We start from the raw sequence: 17,180 nt of genomic DNA, 5'->3' as shown, positions 1-17,180 counted from the left end.
GAGACGCTCGTCTACTGCAATCCACGTCCCGGTGGTTCGCCCAATATCCCACGACTCCGAAGCCAGATGTACGCTCCAATCGGGAGGAACAGCATCAGCAGGAACATCGCGAATGTGACGAACTCACCGATGAGGGCTCCAATCGGGTACATGGTGTTCTATTGTCACGTTTTGTCACCAAAGAGTGTTCTGCCGCTTGCCTCACCCTGTCGACTGTCTCACCCTGCCGACTGACCCGCACCACCTCGCCGCCACCCTCGTCTTTACGTCCTCTCGGTCGGTTGAACGAGGCATGTTTACACTCACCGGTGGTCGGGTCGTCGACGTCGACGGCACCCGTGAAGCCAACGTCGTCGTCGACGAGACGACGGGTCGAATCGAGGCAGTCGGAGACGTGGTCGAAGGAGAGACACGAGACGTCTCGGGACGGGTCGTCGCACCCGGACTCGTAGACGCCCACGTCCACCTGATGATGGATGGCCGGCCCGACGTGTCCGCCTATCAGCGCGAATCGGTCGAGCGCGCCTGTTTCCGGTCGGTCGCGAGTCTTCGACAGACGCTCGAAGCAGGTGTGACGACGGTTCGTGACCTCGGGTCGGCCGACGACCTCGGGACGAGTGCCAAAGTCGCCGTCACCGATGGCGACGTTCCCGGGCCGCGCGTCCTCGCCGCCGGGCAGAATATCGTGATGACCGGTGGCCACGGCCACTGGTTCGGGCGCGAAGCAGACGGCCCGGACGAGGTCAGAAAAGCCGCACGCGAGCAACTCAAACGCGGTGCAGACGTGGTCAAGTGCATGGCGACCGGTGGCGTGCTCACGGAGGGTGCAGTCACCGGCGCACCCGAACTCACCGAAGCAGAGATGCGCGCACTCGTCGAGGCGGCGAGCGCCAAAGGCGTCCCGACGGCGGCGCACGCACACGGCGAGCGAGGTATCAAAAACGCCGCTCGCGCCGGTATCACCAGCATCGAACACGGGATGTTCATGGACGAGGAAGCGGCGTCCCTGCTCGTCGAAAACGACACCTACTGGGTGCCGACGGCCTCTGCAGTCCGCGAAATCGTCGAACACGGCACCGAAGCGGGCATCCCCGCAGACGCCGTCGCGAAGGCCGAAGACGCCGCCGAACGGTTCGAAGTCGCGTGGGAACACGCCCTCGACGCTGGCGTCAAAATCGCGATGGGAACCGACGCCGGGACGCCGTTCAACGACCACGGCCAGAACGCACTCCGCGAGATGGAACTGATGGTCGAATACGGACTCTCGCCCGCCGAAACGCTCGAAGCGGCGACGGTCAGTGCTGCGGACCTCCTCGGTGTCGACGACATCGGCAGAGTCGCGGAGGACTACGTCGCTGACCTCGTGGTGCTCGACGACGACCCGAGCGAAGATGCGTCCGCCTGGCGGACGACCCGACAGGTGTATCGCGCCGGGTCGAAGGTGGTCTAATCGCAACACGGCAGCGGGTGTCATAGTCCCTCAGAAACGACAACCTTTTACGAAACGATGCGGTAACAGTGAATGTACCAACGTGCTCTGTTGGTGTAGTCCGGCCAATCATATCACCCTCTCACGGTGATGACCAGGGTTCGAATCCCTGACGGAGCACTTCTCTGACGAACTACCTTCCAAGCGACCGCTGTGCGTGTCGCTTGGACTGTGAGTCTGTGTGTGCGACTCGAAGGGATTCGAATCAGGGAGCGACTGAAAGGAGTGACCGTGGTTCGAATCCCGTCAGGTCCGTTCGCTTCGCTCACTCCCCCGACGACGTGCCCCTCGTTACGCTCGCGGCACTCCCTGACGGAGCACTTCTCTGACGAGTCATCGCACGGTACGGAAGGGACGTTCGAACGACTCTTGCCAAGCGATATAGGTAAACGAGTCCACATTTCTGCATGGAACCGGAAGCAGCAGAATCAACGATTCAAACGAGATTCCGACGGACGGTAGATGACACACCGGCCTTCCACAGTGCGTTCTTCTTGATTCACTCCACGAGCCGAAACGTGCACGTGAACCTGGCCGCGGGCGAGGTGGACCAGGACCCCGTAGAACCGGACCAGCCCTTCTTCACTGCGAGTATCGGGAAGACGTTCACCGCGACTATCATCGCGATGCTGGCCGAGGACGGCAAACTTCGGTTCGACGACCCGATTTCACTGTATCTCCCCGAGGAGATACTGAACGGTCTCCACGTCTATCGCGGGTCGGATTACACAGACGACGTTCGAATCCGCCACTTACTGACTCACACGTCCGGGCTACCACACCTGCTCGGTGACGAGTATGGACTGTTCTCCCGAAGAAAAGAGGAATCGCCCGATGGAAAGACGTTCTTCGACGTTATCACCGAGGACTCCGAAAGACACTGGGAACCCGAGGAAACAATCGACTGGGCGAAAGACAATCTCCATCCTCACTTTCCTCCCGGAAACGGAATCTTCTATTCGGACGTCGGCTACAATCTCCTCGGGCTGATTATCGAACACGTTACAGAACAGCCGTATCATCGAATCCTACACGAATACCTCTTCGAGCCACTGGGCATGGAGCATTCGTATCTCTCTCAGTTTTCCGAACCGGCGGTCCACTCCGACCACCCGGTACCACCAGTCTACGTCGGAAATCAGCGGTTCGATATCGAACGATATCGGTCGTTCAGTGGCTGGTATGCGGGCGGTCAAACAGTGAACACGAGCGAGGACCTTCTTTCGTTCCACCAGGCACTGACAGCGGGTCGACTCGTTGCACAAGAGACCCTCGACGAGATGACCGAATGGCGAAAACTCACAATCGGAGTCGATTATGGGTACGGTCTGGTCAGAATCCGGCCACTCCCGTTACTACCGACGTATTACGCGTGGGGTGGTCTCGGAGCAACCAACGCCGTCATGCTGTACAATCCCGGGTACGATACGTACCTGGTCGGGTCGTTCAATCAGACCGCATCTAGACAGAAGGCGATGCGGTTTATCTTCAGGGCGCTCAGAACGGTCTCAAAAATCGAAGCCGAGGGGTGACGTCACTCACCATCGACGAGAGACGATGGCCGACGAGCGGAACGTCACTGGACGCCGTTGCCCGTCGAATGGTCGTTCAGTCGTTCGAAGAAGTGCCGCCGGCGACGCTCTCTTTACCCGGTGACCGTCACCGGAACGTCGGATTCGAGGATGACCGTCTGGGTGACGCTGCCGAAGACGGCCTTGCCAGCGGGCGAACGCTTGCGCCCGCCCATGACGATGTGGTCCGCGTCGACGTCCTTGGCCAAGTCGAGGATGCCGTCTTCTGGTGGCGCACCCGCCTCGGCGATGGTGACGGAGACGTCGTGAGATTCGAGGTGCTCTCTGGCTCGTTTCACGGTTACGACGCGACTCGGTCGCTGCATGGCTTCGGGTGCCTGTTTCTCCTCGCCGAGGAGGACGTGCGTCAGCACTACTTCGACTTCGGACAGGTCGTACGGTTGGTCGGTGACGAACTTCGCCTGTCGAAGCGCCCGGTCCTCGTCGTTGTCTATCGGGATGAGTACTCGGTACATAGTGTGAAATGGTGTGTGTCGGCCCGTCCGTTGATACCCTCGAAAACAGGGGTGGTTTTTATCCTCCGAGGGGAAGTTGGCCAACCCCTTCGTCGGCGAGGAGTTCATCCCCCGTGCCGTCGCCGACGACACCGTCTCGTGACCGCAGATATTTCACCACGGCACGACTACACCGACGGGGATGTTACTCGTGGGAACGGTCGTCGCGGACGCGACCACCATCATCGAAGACGGAGCAGTGGTCGTCGAGGGCAACCACATCGTCGCAGTCGGTGACCGAACGTCGCTCGTCGAGACGTACCCCGACCACGAGCGACGCGAGTTCGACGTCGTCGCTCCGGGACTCGTCGGCGGCCACGTCCACTCCGTCCAGTCGCTCGGACGCGGCATCGCAGACGACGCCTCGCTTCTCGACTGGTTGTTCGACCACGTCCTCCCGATGGAGGCCGGACTCGACGCCGATGCCATGCGCGTCGCGGCCGAACTGGGCTACCTCGAATGTATCGAGTCCGGAACGACGACGGTCATCGACCACCTCTCGGTTCGCCACGCAGACCAGGCCTTCGAGGCGGCCGGCGAGATGGGTATCCGCGGCCGTCTCGGCAAGGTACTGATGGACACGAACTCGCCCGACGACTTACAGGAAGACACCGACGCGGCACTCGCGGAGTCCGAACGACTCGTCGAACGCTACCACGACTCCTTCGACGGCCGACTCCAGTACGCCGTCACCCCGCGATTTGCCCTCACCTGCTCGGAAGCGTGTCTCCGGGGCGTGCGCGAACTCGCCGACGCCTACGACGGGGTTCGCATCCACACGCACGCGAGCGAGAACCGAGACGAGATTGCGACTGTCGAATCCGAGACGGGGATGCGAAATATCCACTGGTTAGACGAAGTCGGTATCACCGGTGACGACGTCGTCCTCGCACACTGCGTCCACACCGACGAGAGCGAACGCGAAGTACTCGCGGAGACGGGGACGCACGTCACCTACTGCCCGTCGTCGAACATGAAACTCGCATCCGGTATCGCGCCCATCTCCGACTACCTCGAACGCGGCATCAACGTCGCGCTCGGCAACGACGGCCCACCGTGTAACAACACGCTCGACCCCTTCACGGAGATGCGACAGGCGAGTCTCCTCCAGAAAGTCGACTCACTCGACCCGACGAACACGCCCGCTGCAACCGTCTTCGAGATGGCGACGCGAAACGGCGCGAAAGCCGCCGGATTCGACGGTGTCGGCCGTCTCCGCGAGGGCTGGAAGGCGGACATCGTCGGCCTCACGACGGACGTGACGCGGGCGACGCCGATTCACGACGTGCTCTCGCACCTCGTCTTTTCGGCCCACGGCGACGACGTGGTCTTCACGATGGTCGATGGCGACGTGCTCTACGACGACGGCGAACACGTCCGCGCCGACGCGGACGACATTCGGCGTCGTGCCCGCGAATACGCCGCGACAATCGAGTCCGTCGCAGTCGACGAGTAAGCTGCTTCTGCGCCAATCGCCGCATCTATCTCTCCCCACGACCCCCACAGAGGCATGGCCGCTCGCCTCCGCGCCGCGACGGAGTCCGACCTCCCCGACATCCGCGAAATCTACGAACCCTTCGTCGAACAGACGGCGATTACGTTCGCCTCGGACCCGCCGACACTGTCCGACCTCGAAACGAAACTCCGGAAGAAGACACACCACCCGTGGCTGGTCTGCGAACTCGACGGGTCCGTCGTCGGGTACGCCTACGCCGGGCCGGTTCGTGAACGCGACGCCTATCGCTGGTCCGTCGAGACGTCCATTTACGTCGACCCGGACTTCCAGCGCCGTGGCGTCGCTCGCGGCCTCTACACGGCGCTGCTGGAGATTCTCGGACAGCAAGGCTACGTCACCGCCTACGCCGTCGTCACGACGCCGAACCCACCCAGCATCGCGTTCCACGAGTCGTTCGGGTTCGAACGCGCCGGCCGATTCGAGCGGATGGGCTACAAACACGGGTCGTGGCACGACGTGGAGTGGTGGGTACGTACACTCCGGCCGCATCCGGACGACCCGGACGAACCGCTCGCCATCGCGACAGCACAGACTCGTCAGTGGTGGACTGAAGCGCTCGCGCGCGGTGTCGAACACGTCGACGACACCGAACGAAACTAACGAGTAGTCGGGCCTGTCGCCACGACGTTACGCGCGTGCCTCGGCCGACTCGTTCTCTGCGTTCGAGTCGTCGGCGTCGGTAGTTCCCGTCCGTTCGAGGACGTAGCGTTCGACACCGGCAGACAGCATCGACTGCCAGTCGTCGAACTCGGAGTGTGAATTCACGTATCGGTCCCATTTGTGGGTCGGAATCGACTCGAAGGACTCCTGGTCGGAGACGTCGAAGTCACTGTCGTCGACGAACTTGTCGATTGTCGTCGAATCTGTATGTGACTCGACCCACGCTGGTGGGAATAGGTCTGCCAGTGTCACGTCGCCGCCGAGACCCCCGATCTCGACGTCGAGTGATGCTGCCGACCTGTCGGCCTCACCCATACACGGCCCCTGTAGGCGAGTGTATAACCGTGTTACGGTTGCGGTCAAAGACTTTCAGTTCGTAGAGATTATCTCGACGACGTCTCTGTGGCCGAGTTCGTGGTCTGAGCCGATTTGGCGCTTGGAGTGGCAGTCGATTCCGTGCAGGAGTCCGTCGCCGATGTCGGAGTGGAGATGGTACGCGAAGTCCTCGGTTGTCGAGCCTTCGGGGAGGATAAAGCAGTCGCGGAAGACGCCCTGCGAGTCGGACTTCCCGTTCGCACTTCCGGGGAAGATGGCGATTGCACCCATCACGTCGAACAGCGCGGTTTCGAGGGACTGCTGGACGCCGGTGCCGCCGTACTCGGTGACGAACTCGCGAATCTGTTCGAGGCCCGCCTCCTGTTCGGCGCTCACGTCGCCGACGATGTCGAAGTCGTCCGCACCGGGTCGGTAGTCCACGACGCCACCCTCGTCGGCGTTCTTCAGCGCCTTCTCCGCGTGGGCGCTCGTCGGCGTGAACGTGAGGTGGTCGTACTCTGGGTCCGCGGTAATCTCCTCGAAGTTCTCCTGTGAGACCGGTTTGTCCATCTTGTTCGCCGCGATGATTATCGGCTTGGTGCGCTTGCGAATCTCGCGGGCGAGGGCCTCCTTGTCGTCGTCGTCCCACTCGTCGGGGTCGAGTCCGATGTCGAGAGTGAGGATGACCTGCTTGATTTCGTCTTTGTTCGTCTTGAACGCGGACATCTGCTCTGCAAGGTCGACTTCGACGTCTTTCTCCTCGCCGTGGTAGCCAGAGCGGTAGCGTTCGAGGCCCTTCTCGAGGATGCCGAGATACCACATGTCGAGTTCGTTTTCGAGGAAGTCGATGTCGTCGCGAGGGTCGTGGCCCTCCGTGGCCTCGCCTTCGATGTCCGTCTCACCCGAAAAGTCCACGACGTGAACCAGCACGTCAGCTTCGTTGAGGTCGGTCAGGAACTGGTTGCCGAGGCCTTTCCCCTCGTGCGCACCGGGGATGAGTCCAGCCACGTCGACGAGTTTGACGGGGACGAACCGCATCCCGTCGTCACAGTACCCGACCGAGGGCGTACACGATTCCTCGAACTCCGGGGCCGCACACTCGACGCGAACGTACGCTTCGCCGATGGAGGGGTCGATAGTGGTAAAGGGATATGCGCCCTCCGGCACGTCGTTCATCGTCGCCGCATTGAAGAAACTGGATTTCCCGACGGAGGGTTTTCCGACGAGACCGATCTTGTAACTCATTCGTTGGTCGGACTGCCGGGACGAACGGTAATAACGGTTCGACGTTCGGTCGCGCTTTGCGTGGAATTCTCACACTTACAGGCCCGTAGCGGGAGGTTCTGGTGATGTATTCCCAGGGAAAGACACCCGAAGGCCGGGACGCACGTCGCGTCTCTCTGGCCGCATCTACGCTACGCCGCGTCCGGTGCATCTTTGTCCTCACGTCTCCGAAACCCGCTGATGACCGATTCGGACGAGGTGAACGCGACGAACGCGGCGACGGCCGACGAGACACGGGACGGCGATACCTTCGGCGTCGGCATCCACGTCACCGAGACTGAACTCCGGTTCGTGGTCAACGTCCCCTCCGACATCGACTCCGGATGGACGGACCCCGACGCCTTCCAACAACTCGTCGAACGAATCACGTGGGAGACGCTCGACCAACAGGACGTCCTCCGCACCATCGCCTCGCACGCACCCGACGGTGAGACGGTGTTCCTCGGAACCGTCACGCTCCGCCCCGACGAGACGCTCGTCGACCACACACTTCAGGCACCGACGTTCGACGAGGCGTGAGACGCCTTTCTACACATCCGTGAGTGAACGCGAACCGACGACCGAAACGGCGATTCGAACGATACAGGACGCCGCACTCTCACGAGCGCTCGCCGACGAGGACCACGCGAGACGCTCGTTCGCCCTCGCGGGGGCGCTGGAGACTGCCCGCAAAGAATCCACGACGGCGACGTTCGACAGCGGGGGCGTCACACTCGCGGCGTCACTGGCGTTCGTCTCGACGCTGTTCGCCGACCACCGCCTTCGCGAGTCGCTTCGCTCTGCGGTCCGCGCCACCGACGACTCGGCGTGGTATCCGAGTGGTGTTCCTGCCCGCGTCGACGACGAACTCGTCGTGACCGGTGCGACTCTCGCCGTCGAACGGTTCGGCGTCTCGGCGTCCAGAGTCGGCACGCTCGGGGATATCGACACCGAGAAGATAGTCTCGGACGAGTAACGCCCAGTTCACCGTGTTGCCGACGTAGTGTCGCCACTACGGTTCGCGTGTTCTCGAAGAAAAACCGCACTCAGGAGGAGGTGTTAGTTGTCGTACCCGTTGCCGTTACCGTTCCCGTTGCCCTTTCCGTTGTTCCCCTCGTCGTCTTCTTCGTCTTCTTCGTCTTCTTCGTCTTCTTCGTCGTCAGTGGTGGTTTCTTCCGCAGTTGCGTCGTCAGTGCTGTCTGCGTCGTCGTTACCGTTACCGGCGTGGGCCGGTGGTCCCTGCTGTTTGTCCTTGCCTTTGTCCTTCTTGCCGGCGTGGTCCGGGCGCTTTTCGTCTGCCTTCCCCGGGTTGTTCTCGGTCACGAAGTCCGAGACTGCCTGGCCCATCGGGCCGTCACCCGCCTGCTGTTTGAGACGCTCGACGAACGAGGAGACCAGCGCACCGAACGGGTCGTCTTCCTCGACATCACCGTCGAGGGTGACCGTCTTCGAGACGGTTTCGCCCATGTGCTCAGCAGTGATTTCCAGCGTCGTGTTGTTCTGGAGTGGTGCCGAGAGGTTGACCGTACCGTTCTCGTCGGTCACGTAATCGCCTGCGTCGGTGTAGTCACCGCTGACGGTGACGTTCGCTTCTTCGAGGAGTTCGCCGTCGTCCGTGACGGTGATGACGACGCTCGTGTTGTCGACCTGTTCGACCGACAGTGCGAGGTCGTTGCCGTCGACACTGACGGTGGTCTCGGCCGTCAGGTCACCGCTCTCGGCGGTGAACGTGATGTTCGTCGTGTTCGCCGGTTCGGCGACTTCGATAGTGCCGTTCGCGTCCGTCTCGTAGGTGCCGTTGTCGGCGTACTCGCCGTCTGCTTCGACGGTGACGTTCGCGCCGGCGACTTCGGTACCGTACTGTGTGACCTTCGCGGTTACCGTGTCGTTGGTATCGTCCTGCTCGACGGAAACGTCGAGAGACTCGTCGAGGGGGACGAGGTCTTCGGAGACTTCTGTCGTGTTGTTCCCGTCTTCCGTGGTGACGTTCAGCGTGACGGTCACGGGCTCGGATGGGTTAGGGAGTTCGACGGTACCCTCGGCGCCCGTATAGTGCGTGCCGTTGCCGCTGTAGTTACCGCTCGACTCGACGACGACCGTCGCGTTGTCGACGGCCGTCTTCTCTGTATCGTTCAGCGTCACGGTCACTGTCGCGTTGCCCGTTTCAGCGTCCTGCTCGACGCTGACCTGGAGGGACTGGTCGCCATCTGCCGCGGCGACGGCCCCGGGGACCATCGCGACGGTCAACATCGCAATGACCATGATTGCCGTGGTGAGTTTGCTGCCGCGCATACAAGACCCCATTCTAACCCAGATACGGTAAAAGGGAAACACCGTGACTTCGGTTTTCGCCGAATTTCACGTTATTTTACGTGTTCGAAATCGGGCTTTCGTCTGTCGATTTTCGCCGAATTTCGCTGGTCATCGCGTCGACCGGACTCCCGACGACGCCGTTCGTACTGACTTCCGACGCTACCGGCGACTGACCACTCTCGACCTGATAGAGTGTCGTCGAATCCCCCCGAACGTGCACTCTCTAACCGAGTCGGTCAGCAAGAGATGTCTCTCAGTGGGATTCAGTGTGTCGAGTGGTTCCGCAGAGCGCTGCCGCTCTCGAAACCTGATGCGTCGCGGGGAGTAACCCTCGCGACAAAAATGAAAAAAGCCCACCAGGGCGTTCCCGGTGGGCTTCGTATGAGTGGAGGCGGCGAACTGAATTTCCCAGAGGATCGCTCACTCCAGTACTGACCAGAACGCAGGTGAGCTTAACTTCCGTGTTCGGGATGGGTACGGGTGGAACCTCACCGCTATGGCCGCCGTAATGCCGACCAGCGGAATCGAACCGCTGTCATACCAATATCGGTTTGGCGTTATCTGACTAATGTACGTGCAATCCAGTTTGCGCCTGGACCCGTTCCCGGATCTCAGTGCGTATGAATGTGGCTTGGTCTGTTAGTGCTCGCGGGCTTAACAACTCGTTGCCTCGTTGCGTACACCCCGAGTCTATCGAACTCGTCTTCTACGAGTGACCTCAGTGGAACTTCTTTTCCGTGTAGGTTTCGAGCTTAGATGCTTTCAGCTCTTACCCTGCGGTGCGTAGCTGCCCGGCATCTGCCCTCTCGGACAACCGGTACACCAGTGGCACCCATTCGTAGTTCCTCTCGTACTATACGAACGTTCACGTCAAGTTCCTTAACACCCCCAATAGATAGCAGCCGACCTGTCTCACGACGGTCTAAACCCAGCTCACGACCTCCTTTAATAGGCGAACAACCTCACCCTTGCCCGCTTCTGCACGGGCAGGATGGAGGGAACCGACATCGAGGTAGCAAGCCACCGGGTCGATATGTGCTCTTGCCGGTGACGACTCTGTTATCCCTAAGGTAGCTTTTCTGTCATCTACGGGTCCCATGAATGAACCTCGTAGGTTCGCTAGACCACGCTTTCGCGTCAGCGACACTCGTTAGGAATGTCACTGTCAGACTTCCGTTTGCTCTTGCGCTCTTCCACGAGTTTCCGACTCGCGTGAGGAAATCTTTGGGCGCGCTCGATATCTTTTCGAGCGCGTACCGCCCCAGTCAAACTGCCCGGCTACCGGTGTCCTCCGCCAGGAGTGAGAGTCGCAGTCACTAACGGGTAGTATTTCAATGATGCCTCGGTGGCCCGCTGGCGCGGGTACCTGTGTAATGGCTCCTACCTATGCTGCACATTAGCGACCACGTCTCAGCGACAGCCTGCAGTAAAGCTCTATAGGGTCTTCGCTTCCCCTTGGGGGTCTCCAGACTCCGCACTGGAACGTGCTGTTCACCGGGCCCAACGTTGGGACAGTGACGCTCTCGTTGATCCATTCATGCAAGCCGCTACTGAAGCGGCAAGGTACTACGCTACCTTAAGAGGGTCATAGTTACCCCCGCCGTTGACGGGTCCTTCGTCCCATTGTAATGGGTGTTCAGATACCCGCACTGGGCAGGATTCAGTGACCGTACGAGTCCTTGCGGATTTGCGGTCACCTATGTTGTTACTAGACAGTCGGAGCGTCCGAGTCACTGCGACCTGCTCGATCAAGAGCAGGCATCCCTTATCGCGAACTTACGGGACTAACTTGCCGAATTCCCTAACGTCGGTTGATCCCGACAGACCTTGGCTTGCTCTGCCAGCGCACCTGTGTCGGATCTCGGTACGAATATCTTGCTCGTCTTTTCACGGGCTCTAGGTACCGCCGAGTTTCCCTATCCCACCATTCTTTCGCTTCGTGCCATTACGGCTTCCACGAAGTTCGGTGGTTCGACGGGGCGAAGGCCCCGCTCGGTGTTTCCTAAAGCGTCGACTTTTATTGCAAGATAGTACTGGAATATTAACCAGTTTCCCTTTCATCTAATTCGAATTACGGTTAGACTTAGGATCGACTAACCCTCGGCTGATTAGCAGTGCCGAGGAACCCTTGCGCGTAAGGTCGTCGGGGTTCACACCCGACTCTCGCTGCTACTGAGACCATGATTTTCTTTGCTGCTCGGTCCACACGAAGTCTCCCCCGTGCTTCCACCCAAACAGTATGCCAACCTACGTCGTGTCAATGACACGTCGCCAGGTCTCGGAGGTGGATTTGAGCCCCGATCATTTTCGACGCCTCGAACCTCGGCCGGTAAGCTGTTACGCTTTTCTTAGAGGGTAGCTGCTTCTAAGCTCACCTCCCGGCTGTTTAGGGCTCGAGACAATCTTCAATCGCACTTAATCCACACTTTGGGTCCTTAACCTAGCTCTGGGTTGTCTCCCTCACGGTGCACAAGCTTACCCCGCACACCGGACTCCCTGAGTCTACGACGTTCGTAAGTTCGGAGTTTGACAGGGAAGCGAACTCCTCTCGGAGTCCGGATTCCCAATCGGTCGCTCTACCTCACGAACTATCTCATCAGAGGTCATGCTTCGACATGTTTCGGTTGGAACCAGCTGTTGCCAAGTTCGATGGGCCTTTCACCCCTACACCAGAGTCACGAGAGGGTATTGTAGGACACCAACTCTAACGGGCCTCCACGCAGCTTTCGCCACGCTTCACCCTGCTCCGGCGTAGATCACTTGGTTTCGGGTCGCATCCGGTTGGCTCCCCGCCCTTGAAGACGGTGGCCCTGGTCAAAGACTGCGGCCGTATCGGTTTCCCTATGCCTCCGGGGGTTCACCCTTAGACTCGCCAGTCAGATGCACTCCATGGTTCGTTTTTCAAAACGTACGACATAACATCGGCTTCGTCTGAGTCATACTACGGGATCGCTCCCAGTTCTTTCGTCAGACGACCTTGTATGCTATATCGCTCTATCGCCAACTGATTTCAAGCCCTATTGCACCGCCCTTTTCGGGGTGCTTTTCAGCGTTCGCTCACGCTACTTGTTCGCTATCGGTCTCGAGGAGTGTTTAGTCTTCGCAGTTGATGCCTGCGAAATTCACGAGGGATATCCAACCCCCGCTATTCTGGAACAACCCCAGGAACTTTCTTCTACACTACGGGGTTTTCACCCTGTATCACGCTCCGTTCCAGAAGACTTCGTGTAGAATCCAGTTCCGTTGTGGGTAGTCCGTACACCACATTGCCCGAAGGCTTCGGTTTGGACTGTGTCGCTTTTACTCGCCGTTACTCACGATATCGCGGATTGCTTTCTTTTCCTGCACCTACTAAGATGTTTCAATTCGGTGCGTTCCCCATTGCGCAAGGCAATTGCTGTGGGGATTCCCATTCGGAGATCCTCAGTTCTTTCCCTCCATGCGGGTCCCTGAGGCTTATCGCAGCTTGGCACGTCCGTCATCGGCTCTCGAGCCGAGCTATCCACCAGCTGGCACAGTAGCCAGTTGATATAGTCACTGTGACCCGGAGAACGGGTCCAGTGGACGCCTGGATTGCACGTACACACGGTTTCATCAAACGCCCAGTAGTCTTCTGGCGCGTTTTCGACCCTTCCCAACCACGCTTGCGCGGGATGGTGCATCAGTCGTCAATGCTCATTCCTTCGTATCGTCGTCCCACACTTAAGGGGAGCGATTCAACGAGGTTTGAACATTGCTTACCATGGACCCACAGGGATTCGAACCCTGGGCATCCTCCTTGCAAAGGAGGCACTCTACCACTGAGCTATGGGCCCGTGTCAGCCCTAGTAGTTCTAAGGTGTCCGAACGGATGGTGTTCGAACTCGGAAGATCGCAGTGAGCCACCCCGTCGGGGTGGTCTCGTTCGTTAGGAGGTGATCCAGCCGCAGATTCCCCTACGGCTACCTTGTTACGACTTAAGCCCCCTTGCGAAGCCCAGATTCGACTGTCGTGTGACAGCCTCATCCGGACCTCACTCGGGTGCTTTGACGGGCGGTGTGTGCAAGGAGCAGGGACGTATTCACCGCACTCTTATGAAATGCGATTACTACCGAATCCAGCTTCATGAGGGCGAGTTTCAGCCCTCAATCCGAACTACGATCGAGTTTCGGAGATTAGCGTCCTCTTTCGAGGTAGCAACCCATTGTCTCGACCATTGTAGCCCGCGTGTAGCCCAGCTCATTCGGGGCATACTGACCTACCGTTGCCCGTTCCTTCCTCCGCTTTAGCAGCGGCAGTCCTTCTAATGTACCCAGCCAGTCGAAACTGCTGCTGGCAATTAGAAGTGCGGGTCTCGCTCGTTGCCTGACTTAACAGGACGCCTCACGGTACGAGCTGACGGCGGCCATGCACCTCCTCTCTATAGCATCGTGGTAAGGTCATCAACCTGACCGTCATTACTATAGTCGGAGCTGGTGAGATGTCCGGCGTTGAGTCCAATTAAACCGCAGGCTCCTCCGGTTGTAGTGCTCCCCCGCCAATTCCTTTAAGTTTCATCCTTGCGGACGTACTTCCCAGGCGGCTCGCTTCTCGGCTTCCCTACGGCACAGCACAGGCTCGTAGCCTGTGCCACACCTAGCGAGCATCGTTTACAGCTAGGACTACCCGGGTATCTAATCCGGTTCGAGACCCTAGCTTTCGTCCCTCACCGTCGGATCCGTCTTCTCGAGGTGCTTTCGCCATCGGTGGTCCGTCCAGGATTACGGGATTTCACTCCTACCCCGGACGTACCCCTCGAGCCTTCCGGTCCCAAGCCATGTGGTTTCCACCGGACGCCCGCCAGTTGAGCTGGCGGATTTCCCGATAGACCTTCGTGGCCGGCTACGGACGCTTTAGGCCCAATAATATCGGTCATCACTTGAGCTGCCGGTATTACCGCGGCGGCTGGCACCGGTCTTGCCCAGCTCTTATTCCCCGACCGCCTTACAGTCGGGAAAAGCGAGGACTATATGCCCTCGCACTTGGGGTCCCCTTATCGCACTTGCGTGCAGTGTAAAGGTTTCGCGCCTGCTGCGCCCCGTAGGGCCCGGAATCTTGTCTCAGATTCCGTCTCCGGGCTCTTGCTCTCACAACCCGTACCGATTATCGGCACGGTGGGCCGTTACCCCACCGTCTACCTAATCGGCCGCAGCCACATCCTACGGCGCGTAAGCGTTTGGGAGAGTCGGCATTCCAGCGTGACTCCCCTATGAACTATTAGCCTCAGTTTCCCGAGGTTATCGTTCTCCGTAGGGTAGTTTGACCACGTGTTACTGAGCTTTCCGCAACGAGTCTAAGCTCGTACAACTAGCATGGCTAAATCGGACCCCAATAGCAATGACCTCCGGCAGGATCAACCGGAATGGGTCGCGACCATTTAAACCTGGTCGCGGGGTGTTGGCGGGTGAATGGCAGCGTAATGCTGTCAAATCACCGTTCAAAGGTCCGAGTTCGAATGATATCCGTTCGGATATCACCGAACTACTAGGGCTAACATCAGATACCGTCTTACGGCGTACCGTAGGGGCGGAATCCTCATTTCCTTCGGATTTGAATCGAGGTGGTTCGAGGGTATAAACCCGTCGAACCTCGCTCGACCAATCCGTGAAGCGGGACGCGTTGAAACGCCCCGCAATCGCGGTGTGTCGTTCGCATTCAACCGAAATGCCTTGGACCACTTAAGGCCGTCGTATCGTTGGCACCCCGGGAAGGTGTGTCATCCCGTGAGTGCCAGACGACGGTGGGGTCGAAGGGCGTTCGGACGAAGCCTTCGGGGGGAGTGCCCCCGTGCGCTTCTTCACATTACTTCGAATGGCACGGTTACATTTAACGCCGTTGATTTAGCGGCTCTGTGAGAAAAATAGACACGAGGGGAGTCATAACTTCACACGCGGGCAGTTCTGACATCTAGTTCTGTAGCGCGTGAAAACAAGTATTAGTTTCGCGCGCGTGCGAAAGGGAGACGGAACCGACACCGTTGAAGTCGGTTTATAACGGGTCGCTTTATAAGGAAGGAGGTATGATTAAAAAGCGAGCAATGAGTGGGCCGGCAGACTCCATCGAGATTCAGAACGTAGTCGCATCGACCGGGATCGGTCAAGAGCTCGACCTAGAAGCACTTGCCGACGACCTTCCCGGTGCTGATTTCAATCCAGACAACTTCCCAGGCCTCGTCTATCGGACACAAGAGCCGAAAGCCGCGGCGCTCATCTTCCGGTCTGGAAAAATCGTGTGTACAGGTGCGAAGAGCATCGACGATGTACACGAAGCACTCGGAATTATCTTCGACAAACTTCGGGATCTGAGCATCCCAGTCGACGAAGCACCCGAAATTACTGTTCAGAACATCGTCTCCAGCGCAGACCTGGGTCACAACCTGAACCTGAACGCACTCGCTATCGGCCTCGGACTCGAGGACGTCGAGTACGAACCAGAGCAGTTCCCCGGCCTCGTCTACCGGATGGACGAACCAAAGGTCGTTATCCTGCTGTTCGGTTCCGGAAAGATCGTCATCACCGGTGGCAAGCGAACTGACGACGCAGAGACGGCCGTCGAAGAAATCGTCGAGCGTATCGACGCACTCGGTCTTCTCGGCTAACGAATCCCCGGTAATTCACTTTCTTCGAACGCACCCCGGCGAGCCACAGGTCCAAAAGTGTAAAACGAGAGACAAGCAAATGGGTGAACATGAATGCGCGGGAAGATGTGGCCTTCCTCGTCGGGTCACAGAGTCGAGTGTCGATACTGCGGGCGTTGGCAGACGGCCCGCACCGTCCGACAGAGTTGGCGAGATGCTGCGGATGTGCGAGAGAAACTGCACAACGAACACTCGCAGGGTTTCGTGACCGAGGGTGGGTCCAGAAATCCGATGGACTGTACCGACTCACTCCCGTTGGCGAGTTAATCTTCGAGCAGTACGACCAACTCGTCGACACTGTCGAATGCACAGACCGGATGAGCGAGTTCCTCACGAACGCTGGGGGCCTCTACAACGACGTTCCGACAGACGTGCTCCAGGAGTTGAACGTCACGACGGCCGCCAACAACGACCCACACGCACCAATCAACCGCTACCTGACCATCCTCGGTGACGAACCTGTCGACCGGTTCCGTGGTGTCTCCCCAATCGTAAGTAGAGTTTTCAACGAGGCGGCAGAGCAGGTAATCGGTCCACAGACCGAGATGGAACTCGTCATCGACCGGGACGTGCTCGAACGGTCGATGTCGGAGTACTCCGACGCGTTCGAACTCGGCCGAGAACTCGACCAGTTTTCACTGTACGTCGTCGACGACGAACTGGAGTACGGCCTCACCCTCGTAGACGGACACGGCGTCGTCATGTCACACGACGAGTACGGAAACGTCCTCGCACTCGTCGACGGCGACACGCCCGAAGTCGTGGCGTGGGTCGAAGAACTGTACGAATCACGCAGAGCGGACGCGTCTCCCGTGGATTACGACGAACCAGCGACGTAACACAGCAAACTGCCGATGGGTGTCCCAGAAACTCCACGGGATGG

The 17,180-nt window shown here is 59.2% G+C and carries 13 protein-coding genes, 2 tRNA genes and 3 rRNA genes; 9 read left to right on the top strand and 9 right to left on the bottom strand.

Translation table 11 applies throughout. The features are described 5' to 3' along the window. Positions 1-11: 11 nt before the first annotated feature. A complete protein-coding gene (locus ACK3R5_RS08680; protein WP_411966700.1) occupies positions 12-152 on the bottom strand; it encodes a hypothetical protein in 141 nt (46 codons plus the stop codon). A 140-nt stretch (positions 153-292) separates the two neighbouring features. Between ACK3R5_RS08680 and ACK3R5_RS08675 the strand changes: the two genes are divergently transcribed. The 3 genes from ACK3R5_RS08675 (at position 293) to ACK3R5_RS08665 (ending at position 3,021) form a co-directional block, all read left to right on the top strand. Then, positions 293-1,450: an amidohydrolase family protein gene (locus tag ACK3R5_RS08675; RefSeq protein WP_411966699.1), complete on the top strand. Its 1,158-nt coding sequence runs from the start codon at positions 293-295 to the stop codon at positions 1,448-1,450. Positions 1,451-1,534: 84 nt separating this feature from the next. Beyond that, positions 1,535-1,609: transfer RNA gene (locus ACK3R5_RS08670), tRNA-Glu, on the top strand. A 398-nt stretch (positions 1,610-2,007) separates the two neighbouring features. Further along, on the top strand, positions 2,008-3,021 hold the full coding sequence (locus ACK3R5_RS08665; RefSeq protein WP_411966698.1) for a serine hydrolase domain-containing protein: 1,014 nt from the start codon (positions 2,008-2,010) through the stop codon (positions 3,019-3,021). 113 nt (positions 3,022-3,134) lie between these two features. Here ACK3R5_RS08665 and ACK3R5_RS08660 read toward each other — a convergent pair whose 3' ends face one another. After that, positions 3,135-3,536 (bottom strand): universal stress protein, encoded by a 402-nt coding sequence (locus ACK3R5_RS08660; protein ID WP_411963661.1) that lies wholly within the window; start codon positions 3,534-3,536, stop codon positions 3,135-3,137. A gap of 181 nt (positions 3,537-3,717) precedes the next feature. On the opposite strand from ACK3R5_RS08660, the gene ACK3R5_RS08655 reads away from it, so the two are divergent. Together ACK3R5_RS08655 and ACK3R5_RS08650 are read left to right on the top strand one after the other, a co-directional pair. Continuing rightward, entirely contained in the window at positions 3,718-5,031 is a 1,314-nt protein-coding gene (locus ACK3R5_RS08655) for a 5'-deoxyadenosine deaminase (protein WP_411966697.1), read from the top strand. A 54-nt stretch (positions 5,032-5,085) separates the two neighbouring features. Then, positions 5,086-5,691: an N-acetyltransferase family protein gene (locus ACK3R5_RS08650; RefSeq protein ID WP_411966696.1), complete on the top strand. Its 606-nt coding sequence runs from the start codon at positions 5,086-5,088 to the stop codon at positions 5,689-5,691. 27 nt (positions 5,692-5,718) lie between these two features. Here the strand turns inward: ACK3R5_RS08650 and ACK3R5_RS08645 are convergent, their stop codons facing one another. Both ACK3R5_RS08645 and ACK3R5_RS08640 read right to left on the bottom strand, forming a co-directional pair. Next, positions 5,719-6,066, bottom strand: coding sequence for a hypothetical protein (locus ACK3R5_RS08645; RefSeq protein ID WP_411963658.1), 348 nt, complete (start codon positions 6,064-6,066; stop codon positions 5,719-5,721). Between the two features lie 54 nt (positions 6,067-6,120). Next, a complete protein-coding gene (locus ACK3R5_RS08640; protein WP_411966695.1) occupies positions 6,121-7,311 on the bottom strand; it encodes a redox-regulated ATPase YchF in 1,191 nt (396 codons plus the stop codon). A 219-nt stretch (positions 7,312-7,530) separates the two neighbouring features. Here ACK3R5_RS08640 and ACK3R5_RS08635 point away from each other — a divergent pair, with 219 nt between their 5' ends. Both ACK3R5_RS08635 and ACK3R5_RS08630 read left to right on the top strand, forming a co-directional pair. Further along, positions 7,531-7,869, top strand: coding sequence for a hypothetical protein (locus ACK3R5_RS08635; RefSeq protein WP_411966694.1), 339 nt, complete (start codon positions 7,531-7,533; stop codon positions 7,867-7,869). A 19-nt stretch (positions 7,870-7,888) separates the two neighbouring features. Continuing rightward, a complete protein-coding gene (locus tag ACK3R5_RS08630; protein WP_411966693.1) occupies positions 7,889-8,305 on the top strand; it encodes a hypothetical protein in 417 nt (138 codons plus the stop codon). Positions 8,306-8,388: 83 nt separating this feature from the next. Here ACK3R5_RS08630 and ACK3R5_RS08625 read toward each other — a convergent pair whose 3' ends face one another. From ACK3R5_RS08625 to ACK3R5_RS08605, 5 genes are all read right to left on the bottom strand, one after another. Further along, the gene (locus tag ACK3R5_RS08625; protein WP_411966692.1) at positions 8,389-9,621 is read right to left on the bottom strand and encodes a hypothetical protein; all 1,233 of its coding nucleotides are present in this window, start codon (positions 9,619-9,621) and stop codon (positions 8,389-8,391) included. A gap of 407 nt (positions 9,622-10,028) precedes the next feature. Continuing rightward, positions 10,029-10,150, bottom strand: a 5S ribosomal RNA gene (rrf, locus tag ACK3R5_RS08620). A 113-nt stretch (positions 10,151-10,263) separates the two neighbouring features. Continuing rightward, positions 10,264-13,172 (bottom strand): 23S ribosomal RNA (locus tag ACK3R5_RS08615). Positions 13,173-13,385: 213 nt separating this feature from the next. After that, positions 13,386-13,457, bottom strand: a tRNA-Ala gene (locus ACK3R5_RS08610). 94 nt (positions 13,458-13,551) lie between these two features. Then, positions 13,552-15,024, bottom strand: a 16S ribosomal RNA gene (locus tag ACK3R5_RS08605). The 16S, 23S and 5S rRNA genes sit together here with 1 tRNA gene alongside, the layout of an rRNA operon. Before the next feature lie 673 nt (positions 15,025-15,697). Here ACK3R5_RS08605 and ACK3R5_RS08600 point away from each other — a divergent pair. Both ACK3R5_RS08600 and ACK3R5_RS08595 read left to right on the top strand, forming a co-directional pair. Next, on the top strand, positions 15,698-16,258 hold the full coding sequence (locus ACK3R5_RS08600; RefSeq protein WP_411968649.1) for a TATA-box-binding protein: 561 nt from the start codon (positions 15,698-15,700) through the stop codon (positions 16,256-16,258). Between the two features lie 89 nt (positions 16,259-16,347). Further along, a complete protein-coding gene (locus ACK3R5_RS08595) occupies positions 16,348-17,136 on the top strand; it encodes a helix-turn-helix transcriptional regulator (RefSeq protein ID WP_411966691.1) in 789 nt (262 codons plus the stop codon). Positions 17,137-17,180 lie beyond the last annotated feature (44 nt).

It is taken from the genome of Haloferax sp. YSSS75 (genome assembly GCF_046764215.1).
In the GTDB taxonomy this organism is placed as follows: Archaea; Halobacteriota; Halobacteria; order Halobacteriales; family Haloferacaceae; genus Haloferax.
This window is presented reverse-complemented; position numbering and strand designations above follow the sequence as displayed.